At 63.0% G+C, this 15843-nt stretch carries 17 protein-coding genes; 13 read left to right on the plus strand and 4 right to left on the minus strand.

What is annotated here, in order from left to right; translation table 11 throughout:
• Positions 1–64: 64 nt before the first annotated feature.
• The 4 genes from F0A16_RS00630 to F0A16_RS00645 all read left to right on the plus strand — a co-directional run bounded on the left by F0A16_RS00630 (position 65) and on the right by F0A16_RS00645 (position 4775).
• Entirely contained in the window at positions 65–1156 is a 1092-nt protein-coding gene (locus F0A16_RS00630; protein ID WP_149433476.1) for a TRAP transporter substrate-binding protein, read from the plus strand.
• Between the two features lie 82 nt (positions 1157–1238).
• Positions 1239–1811 (plus strand): TRAP transporter small permease subunit, encoded by a 573-nt coding sequence (locus F0A16_RS00635; RefSeq protein WP_149433477.1) that lies wholly within the window; start codon positions 1239–1241, stop codon positions 1809–1811.
• The gene (locus tag F0A16_RS00640; protein WP_149433478.1) at positions 1801–3123 is read left to right on the plus strand and encodes a TRAP transporter large permease; all 1323 of its coding nucleotides are present in this window, start codon (positions 1801–1803) and stop codon (positions 3121–3123) included. Before F0A16_RS00635 ends, F0A16_RS00640 begins: the two co-directional genes overlap by 11 nt.
• A 68-nt stretch (positions 3124–3191) precedes the next feature.
• Positions 3192–4775: a gamma-glutamyltransferase family protein gene (locus tag F0A16_RS00645; protein ID WP_223119676.1), complete on the plus strand. Its 1584-nt coding sequence runs from the start codon at positions 3192–3194 to the stop codon at positions 4773–4775.
• Between the two features lie 20 nt (positions 4776–4795).
• Here F0A16_RS00645 and F0A16_RS00650 read toward each other — a convergent pair whose 3' ends face one another.
• Complete coding sequence (locus F0A16_RS00650; RefSeq protein WP_149433479.1) at positions 4796–5242, minus strand: Lrp/AsnC family transcriptional regulator; 447 nt, start codon at positions 5240–5242, stop codon at positions 4796–4798.
• A gap of 228 nt (positions 5243–5470) precedes the next feature.
• Between F0A16_RS00650 and F0A16_RS00655 the strand changes: the two genes are divergently transcribed.
• The 4 genes from F0A16_RS00655 (at position 5471) to F0A16_RS00670 (ending at position 8156) form a co-directional block, all read left to right on the plus strand.
• Positions 5471–5935 (plus strand): HIT family protein, encoded by a 465-nt coding sequence (locus tag F0A16_RS00655; RefSeq protein WP_149433480.1) that lies wholly within the window; start codon positions 5471–5473, stop codon positions 5933–5935.
• A gap of 136 nt (positions 5936–6071) precedes the next feature.
• Complete coding sequence (locus F0A16_RS00660) at positions 6072–6695, plus strand: LemA family protein (protein WP_149433481.1); 624 nt, start codon at positions 6072–6074, stop codon at positions 6693–6695.
• The gene (locus tag F0A16_RS00665) at positions 6695–7501 is read left to right on the plus strand and encodes a TPM domain-containing protein (RefSeq protein ID WP_149433482.1); all 807 of its coding nucleotides are present in this window, start codon (positions 6695–6697) and stop codon (positions 7499–7501) included. Before F0A16_RS00660 ends, F0A16_RS00665 begins: the two co-directional genes overlap by 1 nt.
• A 19-nt stretch (positions 7502–7520) precedes the next feature.
• The gene (locus tag F0A16_RS00670) at positions 7521–8156 is read left to right on the plus strand and encodes a TPM domain-containing protein (protein ID WP_149433483.1); all 636 of its coding nucleotides are present in this window, start codon (positions 7521–7523) and stop codon (positions 8154–8156) included.
• A 101-nt stretch (positions 8157–8257) separates the two neighbouring features.
• Here the strand turns inward: F0A16_RS00670 and F0A16_RS00675 are convergent, their stop codons facing one another.
• A complete protein-coding gene (locus F0A16_RS00675; protein WP_149433484.1) occupies positions 8258–9733 on the minus strand; it encodes a DEAD/DEAH box helicase in 1476 nt (491 codons plus the stop codon).
• Between the two features lie 364 nt (positions 9734–10097).
• On the opposite strand from F0A16_RS00675, the gene F0A16_RS00680 reads away from it, so the two are divergent.
• Positions 10098–10472 carry a VOC family protein gene (locus tag F0A16_RS00680; RefSeq protein WP_149433485.1) on the plus strand — a complete coding sequence of 125 codons (375 nt, stop codon included), beginning with the start codon at positions 10098–10100 and terminating at the stop codon, positions 10470–10472.
• Between the two features lie 45 nt (positions 10473–10517).
• Here the strand turns inward: F0A16_RS00680 and nhaC are convergent, their stop codons facing one another.
• Positions 10518–11996 carry a Na+/H+ antiporter NhaC gene (nhaC, locus tag F0A16_RS00685; protein ID WP_149433486.1) on the minus strand — a complete coding sequence of 493 codons (1479 nt, stop codon included), beginning with the start codon at positions 11994–11996 and terminating at the stop codon, positions 10518–10520.
• 28 nt (positions 11997–12024) lie between these two features.
• Positions 12025–13188, minus strand: coding sequence for a trans-sulfuration enzyme family protein (locus F0A16_RS00690; RefSeq protein WP_149433487.1), 1164 nt, complete (start codon positions 13186–13188; stop codon positions 12025–12027).
• A gap of 155 nt (positions 13189–13343) precedes the next feature.
• Here F0A16_RS00690 and F0A16_RS00695 point away from each other — a divergent pair, with 155 nt between their 5' ends.
• The 4 genes from F0A16_RS00695 (at position 13344) to F0A16_RS00710 (ending at position 15839) form a co-directional block, all read left to right on the plus strand.
• Positions 13344–14021 carry a FadR/GntR family transcriptional regulator gene (locus F0A16_RS00695; RefSeq protein WP_149433488.1) on the plus strand — a complete coding sequence of 226 codons (678 nt, stop codon included), beginning with the start codon at positions 13344–13346 and terminating at the stop codon, positions 14019–14021.
• Between the two features lie 45 nt (positions 14022–14066).
• Positions 14067–15218 carry a glycerophosphodiester phosphodiesterase gene (locus tag F0A16_RS00700; RefSeq protein ID WP_223119677.1) on the plus strand — a complete coding sequence of 384 codons (1152 nt, stop codon included), beginning with the start codon at positions 14067–14069 and terminating at the stop codon, positions 15216–15218.
• A gap of 77 nt (positions 15219–15295) precedes the next feature.
• Positions 15296–15604, plus strand: coding sequence for a cupin domain-containing protein (locus F0A16_RS00705; protein ID WP_149433490.1), 309 nt, complete (start codon positions 15296–15298; stop codon positions 15602–15604).
• 85 nt (positions 15605–15689) lie between these two features.
• Positions 15690–15839, plus strand: a complete 150-nt coding sequence (locus tag F0A16_RS00710; RefSeq protein WP_149433491.1) for an SEC-C metal-binding domain-containing protein — start codon at positions 15690–15692, stop codon at positions 15837–15839.
• Positions 15840–15843 lie beyond the last annotated feature (4 nt).

Here is a 15843-nt window from a genome sequence, read left to right on the forward strand (position 1 = left end):
CGAAGGGTTGTTCAGGACTTGACGACCACAACACGGACAACCATTCGGTGGAGAGCACAGTGCAATGACCTACAAACGACGGGATTTTATCAAGACAGGCGCCGGGGCTTTGGTGGGCTTGGCCGGGGCACCGATGATTGCGCGCGGAGCGGATGCGCAGCAATTCCACTGGCGCATGACCGGAGCTTACCCTGCCGGAGCACCTTTCTATTCCACCGGACCGGGATCGGCCAGCGACTTCGCCAAACGTGTCGAAGCGGCATCCGGTGGCCGGATGAAGATCGATTTCTTTCCGGCGGGCGAGCTGGTGCCGGCACTGGGTGGCTTCGATGCCGTACGCAGTGGCACCGTGCAGATGAACTGGGGAAATTCGTTCTTCTGGTCGGGACGCTCATTCGCCGCGCAATATTTCACCGCCGTGCCCTTCGGAATGGACGTCATGATGGTCAACGCGTGGCTTTACCACGGTGGCGGGCAGGCACTGTGGGACGAAGTCTATGCCGATTTCGGGCTCAAGGCGTTGCCGGTTGGCAATACCGGTATGCAGATGACCGGCTGGTTCAAGGAGCCGCTCGAAAGTATCGACAGCTTCAGCGGATTGCGCATGCGTATCGCAGGATTGTCGGCAAAGGTCTACGAGCAGTTGGGCGTCAATGTCAAAGTGTTGCCCGGCGGCGAGATATTCCCGGCGCTGGAGCGGGGCGTCATCGATGCTGCCGAATTTGTCGGTCCCTATCTCGACCGCCAGTTGGGCCTGCAGAACGCCGCCAGCAACTATTACACCCCCGGTTGGCACGAGCCGTCCAACGTCTCGGAGCTGCTGATCAATGCCAGCGCCTGGGAGCAGTTACCGGAAGATCTCAAGGCCGTTGTGCAGAACTGTGCCGCTGCCTGCAACGAAATCAGCTTCGCCTGGTGCAATGCCAACAACTCCGAAGCGCTCAATGATTTGACTCAGAATCAGGGCGTGACGGTACATCAGTTACCCGATGGTGTGTTGCCGAAACTGCGTGAAGTCACCATGGATACCTTGTCGGCAGAGGCCGCGAAGGATCCCGTGGCCGCCAAGGTCAATACCGCTTACTTCGATTTCATGAAAACGGCGAAATCCTGGCTGGATGTCAGCGAAAAGGTCGTGCTCAACCTCGATCTTTGAGCCGAGAGCTATCCGTTTGGCGAGTCCCTTGCCGAGAGGTTGGCGAGACTCGCCCTCTCGTTGTCCAGGAGATGTCGACTTCATGAATACGATTGAAACCGATCATAACAGTCAGCCGTTCGCGCCTGGGCTGGTCCGCTGCCTGCGCGGCCTCGACCTCGGTATGGAACGGCTAGGGTGCGCCACGGCGTGGCTGACACTGGTGCTGGTGCTGATGGTCGCCGGTGACGTGTTGTTCCGCTATGTCTGGCACATGGGGTCCGTGGCCGAGCAGGAGCTGCAATGGCATCTGTTGGCCGTCATATCGATGATCAGCGCCTCATATACCTTCCAGCAGAACGAGCACGTGCGCGTCGATATTTTCTATCAACATTACAGTGCGCGCACCAAACAAGTTCTCGATATCATCATCTCGCTGCTGATCGTCGTGCCGAGCATGCTGTTTCTGGCCTGGATGTGTCTGGATTTTGTCTACCAGTCCTGGTCGCTGGGGGAAGGATCTCCCGACCCGGGCGGACTGCCGGCTCGCTACGTGATCAAGGCATTCGTGCCGCTGGGGTTCGCCCTGGTGGCATGGCAGGGTGTCGTGCGGGGCTTGCTCGATCTGATCACGCTGATGGCGGGACGCTCGCCGGAGGTGCGTGATGGGGATTGAAATGATGGCTGTCGGCATGGTGCTGGCGCTCTTTGCCTTGCTGTTGATCGGTATCCCTGTGCCGTTTGCGTTGGCCGCCAGCGGTATCGTATTCGGACTGTTCGGTTTTGGATCCTCGCTGTTCGGACTTCTGCCCCTGCGCGTCTATGGGGTCGTCACCAACTATACGCTGCTTGCCATTCCGCTATTCGTGTTCATGGGCGTGATGCTGGAGAAGTCACGGCTGGCCGAGCGCATGCTCGATGTCATCGGCCATGTCGCCGGTGCGCGTCCCGGCGGAATGACCGTTGCCATTATCATCGTCGGTGTGCTGATGGGAGCTTCCACCGGCATTGTGGCGGCCACCGTCGTCACGGTCGGGTTGATCAGCTTGCCCACGCTGCTGGCGCGTCGCTACAACAAGGCCCTGGCCTGTGGCACGATCTGCGCGGCTGGCACCCTGGGGCAGATCATACCGCCCAGCCTGGTGTTGATCGTGCTCGCGGACATCTCCGGAGAATCCGTCGGTACGCTGTTCGCGGGGGCCTTGATTCCCGGTCTGCTGCTGTCCGGGCTGTACGTGGTCTATCTGGTGATAATGGCCAAGTTGAAGCCGCACACGATGCCGCCGATCGATGCCTCCGAGCGCGCCGCCGTCGATACCCGCACGCTGATGATCGACCTGGCCAAGGTGGTCGCGCCACCGTTGGCACTGATCGTGCTGGTGCTGGGATCGATCATCGGTGGTGTGGCGGCGCCAACGGAGGCGGCTTCCGTCGGTGCGATCGGCGCCATTGTTCTGGTGGCCTGCACCGGTAGACTGAATCGAAAAGTGATGAGCGAGACCGTCATCTCGACCTTCAAGATCACCGGCATGACGCTGTTCGTGCTGATCGCAGCGCAGGTGTTTAGCCTGGCATTCCGGGGATTGGGCGGCGATCGGCTGATCGATTCGCTGTTCGCGTTCCTGCCCGGTGGGGTCTGGGGCGGCATTCTGTTCATGATGGTACTGGTCTTTCTGCTGGGGTTCTTTCTCGACTGGATCGAGATCTCCTACATCGTGATGCCGTTGTTGTTTCCCTATTTTCAGGCCCAGGGGGTCGATCTTGCCTGGCTCTGCATTCTGGTGGCGATGAACCTGCAGACTTCGTTTCTCACCCCGCCATTCGGATGGTCGCTGTTCTACCTCAAGGGAGTCGCGCCTCCGGAGATTTCCTCGCGCGACATTTATGTCGGTGTACTGCCATATATCGGTATCCAGTTCCTGACGCTGGCACTGTTATGCCTGATGCCTTCGCTGGTTACCTGGCTGCCCAAGGCAATCGGTTGGTGATTCCTTGGGTCGGGTACCGGGGAGCCGGCTTTTCAGCCAACACCCTGAACTTAGGAGCTTCACGATAGATGCAGAATACTGCCAAGCCAGGTCGTGGCATGGTCGTCGCGCCCCACTATCTGGCTTCTCAAGCCGGCCGGGATATCTTGCACGAGGGCGGCAATGCCATCGAGGCGATGATCGCCGCCGCATCGACCATCGCCACCGTGTACCCACACATGAACTCGATCGGTGGCGATGGCTTCTGGCTCATCGCCGAACCCGGTAAGGCGCCGGTCGCGATCGAAGCCTGCGGTCCCGCCGCGCAGTTGGCTGATGCGGACTTCTATGCAGGACATGAACGTATCCCCACTCGCGGCCCACTGGCGGCTCTGACCACGGCTGGTACCGTTGGGGGGTGGGAGATGGCACTCATGCAGTCGCTTCGTTGGGGCGGCACTCTGCCACTGTCACGATTGTTCGAGGCGGCGATCGCTCATGCGCGGCAGGGGGTTTCGGTGACACGGGGACAGGCGGCGTTGACTACGGCCAAGCTGGATGAGCTGGCCGCCGTTCCCGGCTTTGCCGATCATTTGCTTGACAATGGGAGAGCGCCGAGTCAGGGAAATACGTTTCGACAACCGACGCTGGCATCGACTTTCGAACGGCTGGCACGGGCTGGCCTGGGTGATTTCTATCGGGGCGAGCTAGGCACGGCGATGGGCGAGGAACTGGCGCGGCTTGGCAGCCCGCTATGCCGTGCCGATCTGGCGAGCTATGCGCCGCAAGCGGTCACGCCTCTGTCGCTGACGCTCAAGCAGGGACAGGTATGGAATTTGCCGCCGCCCACTCAAGGCGTCTCGTCGCTGATGATTCTGGGGCTCTTCGAACGCCTGGAAATCGCCGAAGCCGAGGGCTTCGATTACGTTCACGCGCTCGTCGAGTCGACCAAGCAGGCGTTCCTGTTACGCGATCGCCATGTGTCCGATCCGTGCTGGATGAGCGTCGATGCGCGCACGCTGCTGGCGGATGATACTCTGGACCGAATGGCGGCGCGGATCGACCCGGCCCGTGCGCTGGCCTGGCCGCATGAGGGCGAACCTGGCGATACCATCTGGATGGGATGCATCGACGGGGAGGGGCGGGCGGTGAGTTTCATCCAGAGCACCTATTGGGAATTCGGGTCTGGCGTGGTGTTACCGTCGACTGGGGTGCTGTGGCAAAACCGGGGGATCGGCTTCTCACTCGATCCGCGTGCGCGCCAGGCGTTGGCACCAGGGCGCAAGCCATTCCACACACTCAACCCGGCTCTGGCGAGGCTCAACGATGGCCGTACCATGGTCTACGGCACCATGGGTGGTGAAGGGCAACCGCAGACCCAGTCGGCGGTCTTCACGCGACACGTCCTCTACGGCCAACCGCTACAGCAGGCCATCGATGCGCCGCGCTGGCTGCTCGGAAGAACCTGGGGGGAGGGCACGACCTCGCTGAAGTTGGAGTCGCGCTTCGATCCGACGCTGATCACGGCATTGCGCCAGGCCGGACATCAGGTGGATGTCCTCGGCGCATACAGCGACACCATGGGGCACGCCGGGGGTATTTCCCGCCATGCCGACGGCACTCTGGAGGGGGGCGCGGATCCTCGCAGCGATGGCAGTGTCGAAAGCGACTGACTTCGTGCTATCTGCGGAACTCAGATCTTGGCGCCCCCGCGTCCATGTTTGACACGGGAAAGTAGTGTGGTGCAGTTCACCGAGATGACCTCCGGACGCCCCAGGATATGCTCGCGAGCAAAACGGTCGAAGATTTCCTGGCTATCCGTCAAGGTATGCATATGCAGGCTGCGGAGGTCGCTCATGATGTAAAGGTTGATCACTTCATGGCACTCTGCGAGTTCTGCGGCCATCCCCTCGATGGCATGAGGTGCGACTTTGAGATCCACGAAGGTAGAGATGACCTTGCCAAGCTTCGATGGATTGACCACCGCGGTGAACTGTTCAATGACGCCGCTTTCCACCAATTGCTGTACGCGATCTCGGGCATGCGCGCGTGATATATCCAGCTCGCGTGCCATATCCGCATACGACATGCGGCCATCCTTGAGAAGCAGGTTAAGAAGGGCGTTATCGAGTTTGTTCATGGTCGGCAGGATATCAGTGCATCGGATAGGACTGATTCAACATACGCTCGCCCAAGACTTTCGGATAGCCCGGGCTTCCCTCCTGTCCGGCTGAGTACGCCGCTGATCCCCATGAACCAAGATTGACGCCAACTCGTCTCCCATGGCTAATAAACGGTCATTCTATTCTCGACGACCGACCCATCGACGAAGTCGGTGCTATGGTCAATACAAAGGGAGATGAGGACCATGAACTGTATTTTCTGCGATATCGTCGCCGGTCACGCGCCAGCTCACCGCATTTGGGAAGACGAATCGCATCTGGCTTTTCTCTCCATCTTTCCCAATACCGAGGGTTTTTCGGTGGTGATCCCCAAGGCGCATTACCCCAGCTATGCCTTCGATCGCGATGACGAGGTATTGCGGCAGTTGATCGTCGCCACCAAGCAAGTGGCCAGGCGTCTGGATCGGGCGCTGGACGGCGTGGCGCGTTGCGGCATGTTCTTCGAGGGCTACGGTGTCGATCACCTGCACGCCAAGCTTTTTCCCATGCACGGCACGGGGGATGACGCCGCATTCAAACCGATCGAGTCCAGGGTCGACAAGTACTTCGATGTCTACGAAGGCTATCTTTCCTCCCATGAATACCTGCGCGCGGACGATGCCGAGCTGGCAGCGCTCGCTGCCCGGATTCGTGCCGTGGCGGAGCGCTGAGTGCGGGGGAATTCACCTTCCCAAGCCGCTGGCCAACCTGTAACTTGGCGTCATCGTCGTTTCGATGTCTTCGCACCACCGTGACACGCTCGAGTTGTCGAAACGGCTTATTCTGAATTCTGATCGGGAACCTTTCATGCAGACACCTGTGACCGCCTTGTCCGCCGCGACTCGCCAACCGTGGCGCTGGATGCTGCTGCTGGTAATGATGCTTTCGCTCTCCGGCTGCGGCATCAACAACATTCCGACGCTGGACGAGAAGGTGAAGTCGGCCTGGTCCCAGGTCGAGAACCAGTACCAGCGCCGTGCGGATCTGGTGCCCAACCTGGTGGAGACGGTGAAGGGCTTCGCCAGCCAGGAGCGGGAGACGCTGACGGCCGTCGTCGAAGCGCGCGCCAAGGCGACCTCGATCCAGGTCGACGCCGATACGCTGAACGATCCCCAGCAACTGCAGCAGTTCCAGCAGGCTCAAGGGCAGCTGACCGGCGCGCTGAGTCGGCTGATGGCGGTTTCCGAGCGCTATCCCGACCTGAAGTCGAACCAGAACTTCCTGGCGCTGCAGTCACAACTGGAAGGCACCGAGAATCGGATCGCGGTGGCACGTCGCGACTTCATCCAGGCGGTCGAAGCCTACAACACCGAGATTCGAACGTTCCCCGGCAAGATCTGGCATAGCGTGCTCTACAGCGATATGCCGATTCGCGAGAACTTCGAGGCCACCACGGAGAATGCCGACCAGGCGCCCAAGGTGGAGTTCTGATGCGCTGTCCGACGCGACGAACGTACACGCGTGCCATCTCGCTGACGCTGGGCCTCTGGCTACTGGCCTTCGCGTTGCTCGCCCAGGCGGCCCCGGACTTCCCCGAGTTGACCGGGCGCGTCGTCGACAACGCCGAGCTGCTCGACGCTTCTACCCAATCCCAGCTGACCGACATGCTGGCGGCCCACGAGGAGGCGACCGGCGAGCAGCTCGTCGTGGTGACGCTGCCGGACCTTCAGGGAGAGCCCATCGAGGATTACGGCTACCAGCTCGGCCGCCACTGGGGCATCGGCCAGCAGGGCGAGGATAACGGCGCGCTGCTGATCGTTGCCGTGGACGAACGCGCCGTGCGGATCGAGGTGGGCTACGGCCTCGAGGGCCGGCTGACCGACGCCCGGACTTCCGCGATCATCAACCAGACCATCACCCCGGCGTTCCGCGAGGGGGATTACGCCGGCGGGATCACGGGTGGCGTCCAGGCGATGATCACCGCGCTCGGGGGCGATGCTCAGGCCGAGACGGCGCCGCAACAGCCCGCCCAGCAGGAGTCCCGTCACCTGGGCGGTGCCGGGTTCTGGTTCTTCGCGCTGTTCATGATCGTCATGCTGATCGTGCGTAGTGGCGGCGGCGGTGGTGGGCGCGGCGGCAAACGGCGCCGGCGCGGCGGGTTCCTCGGTGGCGTGCTGATGGGTGGTGCGTTGGGCGGTGGATCCGGCGGCTTCGGTGGCGGCGGTGGTTTCGGCGGTGGCGGCTTTGGCGGCGGCGGCGGCGGTTTTGGCGGCGGCGGTGCCTCCGGTGGCTGGTAGACGACAGGAAAACGACAGCATGGCTTTATTGAATGAAAGCGAACAACGGCAGGTCGGCGATGCGATCACGCGAATCGAGCGCGATACCGACGCCGAGGTCGTCACTGTCCTGGCGCGTCAGGCCGACGATTACACCTACATACCGTTGCTGTGGGCTGGTCTGACGGCACTTATCGTCCCGGGGACGCTGAGCGTCATTGCCAGCTGGCTGGGTGGGCTGGACGGGGTCAGCGCCTGGTATCTGCTGCTGGTACAGTGGCTGGTCTTCATCGTGCTGGCGGTAGTGTTTCGGCTGCCGTCGGTACTCACGCGCCTGATTCCGCGTCACGTGCGTTTCTGGCGTGCTTCCAACCTGGCCCGGCGCCAATTCCTGGAGCAGAACCTACATCACACCGATGCCGGGACCGGCATGCTGATCTTCGTCTCCGAGGCCGAGCGCTATGTCGAGATTCTCGTCGACCGGGGCATCTCCGCACAATTGAGCGACGAAACCTGGCAGTCGATCGTCGAGGCATTCACCGCTCGCGTCAAAGCCGGCGAGACCCTGCAGGGCTTTCTCGACTGCATCGATAGCTGTGGCGAGCTGCTCGAGACCCATGTGCCGGCGACCCACGAGCGCAACGAACTGCCCAATCGGCTCGTCGTGCTCGACTGAGTGCTGGGCACCGCGTCGGCGTGGATCCGACATCCGGATACGACAACGCCACCGTCAATGACGGTGGCGTTGTCGTTTGGGGCTGGCCGGGAGGCCGGGGGTCAGACGTTGCCGTTGGGCGTGCCGCCGCCGCTGCGACGCTGACCGCCGCGCGAGCGCTGGCGGCGCTGGGCCGGTGCATCGCCGTTGCGGTTGCCCCGGTTACCGCTATCGATGCGGTTGCCACGGTTGTCGTCTTGGGACCCGCCCTGGCCCGAGGAGGCGCCACGGCCTTCGCTGCGGCGTGAATCGCCACCGCGACCGCCGCCGTTACCTCGCCCGCCGGCACTGTTCCCGCGACCACCACCGTTGCCGCGACGCTGGCCGCCATCGCCACGCCGTTGGCCGCCGCGGGGCTGGCGTCCTTCGTTCTCGTCGACCTTGGGGCCGCCACCGGGTGTGGGTTCGAAGCCAGCCACCGCCTCGCTGTTCAGGCGCTGGCTGATCAGGCGCTCGATGCCGGCCAGTTCCTTCTTCTCGTCCAGGCTCACCAGCGAGACGGCCTGGCCGCTGGCGCCGGCACGGCCGGTACGGCCGATGCGGTGGACGTAGTCCTCCGCCACGTTGGGCAGTTCGAAGTTCACCACCTGCGGCAGCTGATCGATATCCAGCCCGCGCGCCGCGATATCGGTCGCGATCAGGGCGCGGACGCCGCCGCTCTTGAAGTCGGCCAGTGCCTTGGTGCGGGCGTTCTGGCTCTTGTTGCCATGAATCGCCGCGGCCTCGATGCCCTGGCCCTCGAGATACTTGGTCAGGCGGTTGGCGCCGTGCTTGGTGCGGGTGAAGACCAGCACCTGTTGCCACTGGTGGGTCTGGATCAGGTGCGACAGCAGCGCCGGCTTGCGGCTCTTGTCCACCGGATGGACCCACTGCTTCACCGTCGCCGCGGCGGCGTTGCGCGGTGTCACCGAGATCTCGACCGGATCGTTGACCAGGCCCTTGGCGAGATTGCGGATATCGTTGGAGAAGGTCGCCGAGAACAGCAGGTTCTGGCGCTGCTTGGGCAGCACGGCCAGAATCTTGCGGATGTCATGGATGAAGCCCATGTCGAGCATGCGGTCGGCTTCGTCCAGTACCAGCACTTCGAGCTTGTCGAAGCGAACCACTTTCTGCTGGTAGAGATCGAGCAGGCGGCCAGGGGTGGCGACGAGAATGTCGACGCCCTGGCGCAGCGTGGCGATCTGCGGGTTGATCTTGACGCCGCCGAAGACCACGGCGCTTTTCAACGGCAAATGCTTGCCGTAGGTCGCCACGCTCTCGCCGACCTGCGCGGCGAGTTCGCGGGTCGGGGTCAGAATCAGTGCACGCACCGGAATCTGTGAACCGGCCCGGGGACGATCGCCCTGGGACAGGCGGTGCAAGATCGGCAGGGTGAACCCCGCCGTCTTGCCGGTGCCGGTCTGCGCGGCCGCCATGACGTCTTTTCCCTCGAGGACGGCGGGAATCGCCTGTGACTGGATCGGGGAAGGGGTGTCATAGCCTTGCTCGGCAACGGCTTTCAGCAACGGGGCGCTAAGGCCCAGTGAGGCAAAACTCATTCGGTATTCTCTAGGTCGCGGCGAATGGCGAAGCGAAGCGGCTACGCTCTACCGGGGAATGCCAGTGCTGGCTGATGCGCCTGGAGGCGGCAAAATGGAGGGTCGTCGACTCTTTCAGCTTCGCGTGACGACGGTCAGACAGATAACGGCAATGGGCCCGCAGCTTAACGCATGTGCGCCGCCTCCGCCATCCCGTTGCGACGACTGGCATGAATTGATTCGGGCCGGGGCGAACCGGGCTCGCGGCGAAGTGAGGACTGACTGGGGCGGTGGGCGTCGATCGGGGGAGGTCGTCGTGCCCGACGCTGGCTATGCTGGGGAGCGATACGCCTTTTGAATCTGCATAACGGAGAGGAGAACGACAATGCACAAGAGTCGTCTGGCGGGACTCGTCATCGACAGCCAGGGCGGAGAGAAGTCTTCCGCTATCGATTTCTGGGCTCGGGCACTGGGCTGGCCCTGTCACGAGACCGACGAGAAATACGGCAAGCTGGCCACGCCTCCGGATCAGCCCGATGTGTTGATACAGCAGGTGGATCACCCCAGTCGGGTTCATCTGGATATCGAAACCGACGATATCGAGGCGGAGGTTGCCCGGCTGGAGGGGTTGGGTGCGCAGGTGGTCGAGCGGCTGGAGCGCTGGACCATCATGGAGGCGCCGACCGGCCACCGATTCTGTGTCGTTCACCCGCAGCGGCCGGATTTCGAGGATGCCGACAACGTCAATGCCTGGGCGTGATCGCGGGCCACCCATCGCCATCTCGGCGATGGGTGGCCGGGAGACTCAGCGGGGATCGCTGGCCGCGGAGGCCCCGGCGAATCGCGAGCGAGGCGGATTCTCCTCCGGCGTCAGCCGGCGGACGCCGAAATTGCCGGTCCAGGGCGCGGCGATCGCCAGCAGCGCCGAGAACGCGATCCCGAGATAGTTGAACAGCGCCCAGGGGGCGTAGTCGAGCGTGGACACGCCGAGCGTTGCCGCCATGTAGACCGCCGAAACCGTCCATGGCGCGAGGGGCTCGGGGATCATGCCGCCATCTTCCAGGCTGCGCGAGAGGTTGAGCGGATGGAGTTCCTTCCTGGCGTACTGGTCGGCGAAGATCTCGCGGGTCAGGAAGAAGGTCACGTAGCTGTTGCCGGTGGCGAAGATGATGCAGAGGCCGGCGAGCAGCGAGGCGAGGATGGTGCCGCTGGCGGAACGCACGTGCTCCAGCGTCCGGTGGAGAACCACATGGAGCGCTCCCGAGGCCTCCAGCGCCGAGGCGAAGAAGAACGCGCAGAACACGAACAGCACGGTGCCGTGCATGCTGTAGAGGCCGCCCCGTTCCAGCAGCGTCCGCAGCGTGTCGTGGATCTCTCCCGCCTGGACGGAGGGCAGCATGTCGACGCTGAAGCCAGAGACGGCGGCTTGGACCACGACCGACAGCGGCAGACCCTGCACCCACAGCGCCAGCAGCATGGCGCACAGCGTCGAAGCGAACAGCACCACCAGCGTCGGCTTCTTGAGTATCGAGCCGGTCACGATGATGACCGCCGGGAGCAGCAGGATCGGGTTGAGGGTGAACAGCTCGTCGATCTGGGCGGTGGTGGCGGCGATGGCTGGCGACTGGGCGTCGCCGTGGAGGCTGGTGCCCAGCATCCAGTAGGCGAGCGCCGCGACCAGGCAGGATGGCACCGAGGTGAACATCAGGTAGCGGATGTGGCGGTAGAGATCCACCTTGACCACCATCGAGGCCATGATCGTGGTATCGGACAGCGGCGATAGCTTGTCGCCGAAGTAGGCCCCCGAGATGACGGCGCCGGCGGTGATCGCCAGGTTGATCTCCATGGCCCCCGCGATCCCCATGATCGCCACGCCGATGGTGCCTGCCGACCCCCATGAGGTGCCGGTGCAGGTCGAGACGATGGCGGTGGCGAAGAACGCCATGACGTAGAGATAACCGGGGTCGATCAGTTCCAGACCGTAGTAGATGAAGTAGGGGATGGCGCCGGCTACCAGCCAGGTCCCGATGATCAACCCGATGCTGTAGAGCACCAGGATGGCGATGGTCGCGGTGCGGATCTTGTCCGCGAGGATGGTCATGATGTCGTCCCAGCGGCGGCCGTGGGCGACGGCGAACAGCGTCGACAGGACGCCGACGGTGATCAGGACCATCTCCGTTTCGTACGCCGCGATGACGATGCCGTAGATGATGGTGGCGGCAATGACGAGCAGTAGTCCGAGCGAGGCGAGAAACCCGGGTTGTTGTTGTCGGGTGGTGGCCATCGTGGCGTCTCCGGTTGACGTGGCGGGATTATTGCAGCGTGCGGAAGGCGCGCTCCAGATCGTCGAGCAGGGATTGCACGTCCTCCAGGCCGATCGCCAGGCGGATCAGGGCGGGGCCGGTGTCGTCGGGCTGGCGCTGGGAGATGGCCAGCGACTCGTAGCCGCCCCAGCTCACGCCGATGCGGAAGACGCGCAGGGTGTCGATGAAACCGGCGATGCGGACATAGGACGGATCGACGATCTCGAAACTGAGCAGTCCGGCGTGGCCGCTCAGCTGTCTCTCGGCCCACGCCGCCGGCTCGCCGGTGGCGAGGCACGGGTGGTGGAGTCCCGCCACCGAGGGTTGGGTCGCCAGGTAGCGGATGACTTCCAGCACGTTGGCCTGGTGCTGGCGCATCCTGATCGGCAGCGTGCGCAGGCCGCGCAGGGCCAGGAAGGCGCTGTGGGGCGAGAGCGCCGCTCCCAGCAACTGGTGGCCGTGCTCGAAGATCGGTGCCACCAGCTCCCGCCGGCCGACGACGACCCCGCCGACCAGGTCGCTGTGGCCGCCGATGTACTTGGAGAGCGTGTGCAGGGTCAGGTCGATGCCGTGAGTCAGCGGCTTCTGGTATAGCGGGGTCGCCCAGGTGTTGTCGATGGCGGTGAGCACGCCCCGGCTTCGGGCCAGTTCGGCGATGCCGTCGAGATCGGCCAGCGCCATGCGCATCGACGAGGGGCTCTCGATGTAGATCAACCGGGTATCGTCCCGCAGAGCCGTCTCGACCTCGCCGCGACTCCCGCCGGTCTCGCTGAAGCTCACGCCGAATCGTGCCATCTGCTCCAGCAGCTGGCGCGTCGGCCCGTAGGCCTGGTTGACCAGCAGCACATGGTCGCCTTGATCGAGCAGTGTCATCATCGTCGCGCTGATCGCACCCATGCCCGAGGCGAAGGCCTTGGCCATCTCTCCCCGCTCCAGCGCGGCCAGCTTGTCCTCGAGCAGCTTGACGGTCGGGTTGAGGCCGCGGCTGTAGACAAAATGGCTGCGCTCGTCGCGCATCACTTCGGTGAAGCGTTCCAGCGTCGGGAATGTGAACAGGCTGGTCTGATAGATGGGGGGAGCGATCGCCCCCTCATAGCGTTCGTGTTCCTCGAAGGCGTGAGTGCAGATCTCGGAATCCCGAGCGGCATCGGAGGCGTTGTCGGTGAGCGTCATGAAAATCGCCAGGGTCGGTGGGTAGGCAGTTTCAAGGTATCAGCCTGTCTGATAGGTAGGATTATCACAGCGCGACGGGCGCTTCAATTGAACCTAAGCGGGTTTGTGGTTACCGTTTTTGCCTACGGTCGCCCAGCGGCATCAGTGGAACAGTGATGAAAAGACTCTACTTATCCGACACGGTGGCCGGTGAGATCGGCAGCTATATTGCCGAGCAACAGCTTTCGGCCGGGGATCGACTGCCGTCGGTGGCGGAATGGATGCAGCGTCTGCAGGTAGGGCGCTCCACGCTGCGGGAGGGGCTGAAACGACTTGAAGCCGAGGGCGTGATTCAGGTCGTCAACGGCAAGGGGATCTATGTCAGCGACCAGCAGACCTTCCGTCTATTCTCGCGTCTGCATGTGACGGATGCGCGGCGCCACCTGCTGGAGATGCTGGATGTGCGCCTCGTGCTGGAGGAAAAGGCCGTTGCACTGGCCACCCGGCACGCCAGCGAGGTGCAGCTCGACGAGATGGGCCAGCACCTGTCGGATTATCAGGTCGCCCGCGCGGCCGACGATTTCCTGCGCGTCCACGAGGCGGACTCGGCATTCCATCTCGCCATCTATCGCGCCAGTCACAATCAGGTGCTGGTCGAACTGATACGCTCTATTCACTCCGAACTCTACGTGTCGTGGCAGACGCCGCAGGATAGAAACCAGGTCTTCGATGCCAGTTTTCCGCATCACCTGACGCTGCTGGCGGCGATGCGTCGACGCGATGTCGAAGCGGCCGTGGCTGCTTTCGGCGAGTTGATGGCCGCCACGCGGCATAACGTGGAGATCATGCAGTAGTAGACCGTTCGCCACAGCACCCCGACAAGCACCGAGGAGACGATGATGATCAAGGCGAAGCGACACTGGCTGCGGATCTGCGGCTTGAGCCTGATGCTGCCGTTCGCGGCCGCCCAAGGCGACAATGATGCGACCCCGCAAGGCTCGACGCTTTGCACCAAGATCCCGATCCCCTGCGATGCGGTGATTGCCCACCGGGGGGCGTCATACCAGGCGCCGGAATCGACCCGGCCTGCCTATCTTCTGGCGCGGGACCTGGGGGTCGACTATCTGGAGCTGGACCTGCAGCGCACCAAGGACGGCGTGCTGGTGGCCGTTCACGACAATACCCTGGGGCGCAACACCAACGTCGCCGAGGTGTTCCCCGACCGGGCCGATGCGCCGGTCTCGAGTTTCACGCTGGACGAGCTCAAGCAGCTCGATGCTGGCAGCTGGTTCAACGCCGCCTACCCGGATCGCGCTCGCGACGGGTATGCCGGGCTCAAGATAATGACTCTGGACGAAGTGATCGATATTGCCGAAGGGGGGAAGAATCATCCTGGGCTCTATATCGAAACCAAGGTGCCCGAGCAGTTCCCGGGTATCGAGCAGGATTTGCATGAAAAGCTCGAGGCCCGCGGCTGGCTGGGTGATGAGACAAAGTCCCGGGCCGAGGCCGAACAGGGTGCCGTCAAGGTGGGCGACACGCCGGGACGCGTGGTGATGCAGACCTTCTCCAAGGCCAGCCTGGCGTCCCTGGAAGAGACGATGCCGGACGTACCGCGCGTGTTGCTGCTGTGGTTGGGCGAGGGTGGCATCGACGCCGCGCCGAGCGAGCCGCAGGGTGAGGACGAGAGCAAGGCCGACTACTACGCACGCCAGAAGGTCGCTTCGCCCGAGGCATATCAATCCTGGCTCGACTTCGCCCGGGATCATGGCGCGATCGGTGTCGGCCCGTCGGCGGTCCAGACGGCACATGACGGCAAGTTCAGCAGCCAGTTCAGCTACATGGAGCTGGCCGAGCCATGGATGATCGGCATGGCCCATAACGATGGCATGCTGGTACATCTCTACACGGTCGACGAGCCGGCGGACTTCGAACGCTATCAGCAGCGCGGGGTCGATGGCTTCTTCACCAATCGGCCGGAGCAACTGCTGGAGTTTTATGGTCATCCATCCCAGGATCAGGATGCCATTCTGACACGTTACGGTTTCTGACGACCGTGATGAGACGCCGCGCGCCGGGGCTAGCCGCCGGCGCCGAACATTGCGATTTCTGCTCGAGGATGTGATCCATGGAGACTTCACGGCCCCAGGCCCAGCCCCGCCCGCAGGCCCAATCGAACGTACAAGTTGATAACGACCGGGTCCGGGTCACCGAGTGGCGCTTCCCCCCGGGTGGCGAGACCGGCTGGCATGCGCATGAATGCGACTATGTCGTGGTACCGCAGACCACCGGCAAGCTCGAGCTCGAGACACTGGACGGTCATACCTTCTCGACGCTGGAAGCGGGTGTTTCCTACTATCGGGACAAGGGGGCGGAACATAACGTGGTCAATGCCAACGATGTCGAATTCGTGTTCGTCGAGATCGAGATCAAGTAGCGGTCGTCGCGTCGGATAATGGCGCTGCTTCGATTCGTGGAGGATAATCGCCTCGGTCATCCTCCCTTCGTCACGGTATCGCCAGATGAATCAATCTCACGTCCACGGCCCGCACTGCCAGCATCACCACCACGAACCGCAAGCACCGGTGCGCAACACCTTCAAGGACGTTGGACGCAACGACCCTTGTCCCTGCGGCAGCGGCAAGAAATTCAAGAAGTGTCACGCTGGCTGAGGCC

The organism is Salinicola corii, from assembly GCF_008298015.1.
GTDB classification, from domain to species: domain Bacteria; phylum Pseudomonadota; class Gammaproteobacteria; order Pseudomonadales; family Halomonadaceae; genus Salinicola; species Salinicola corii.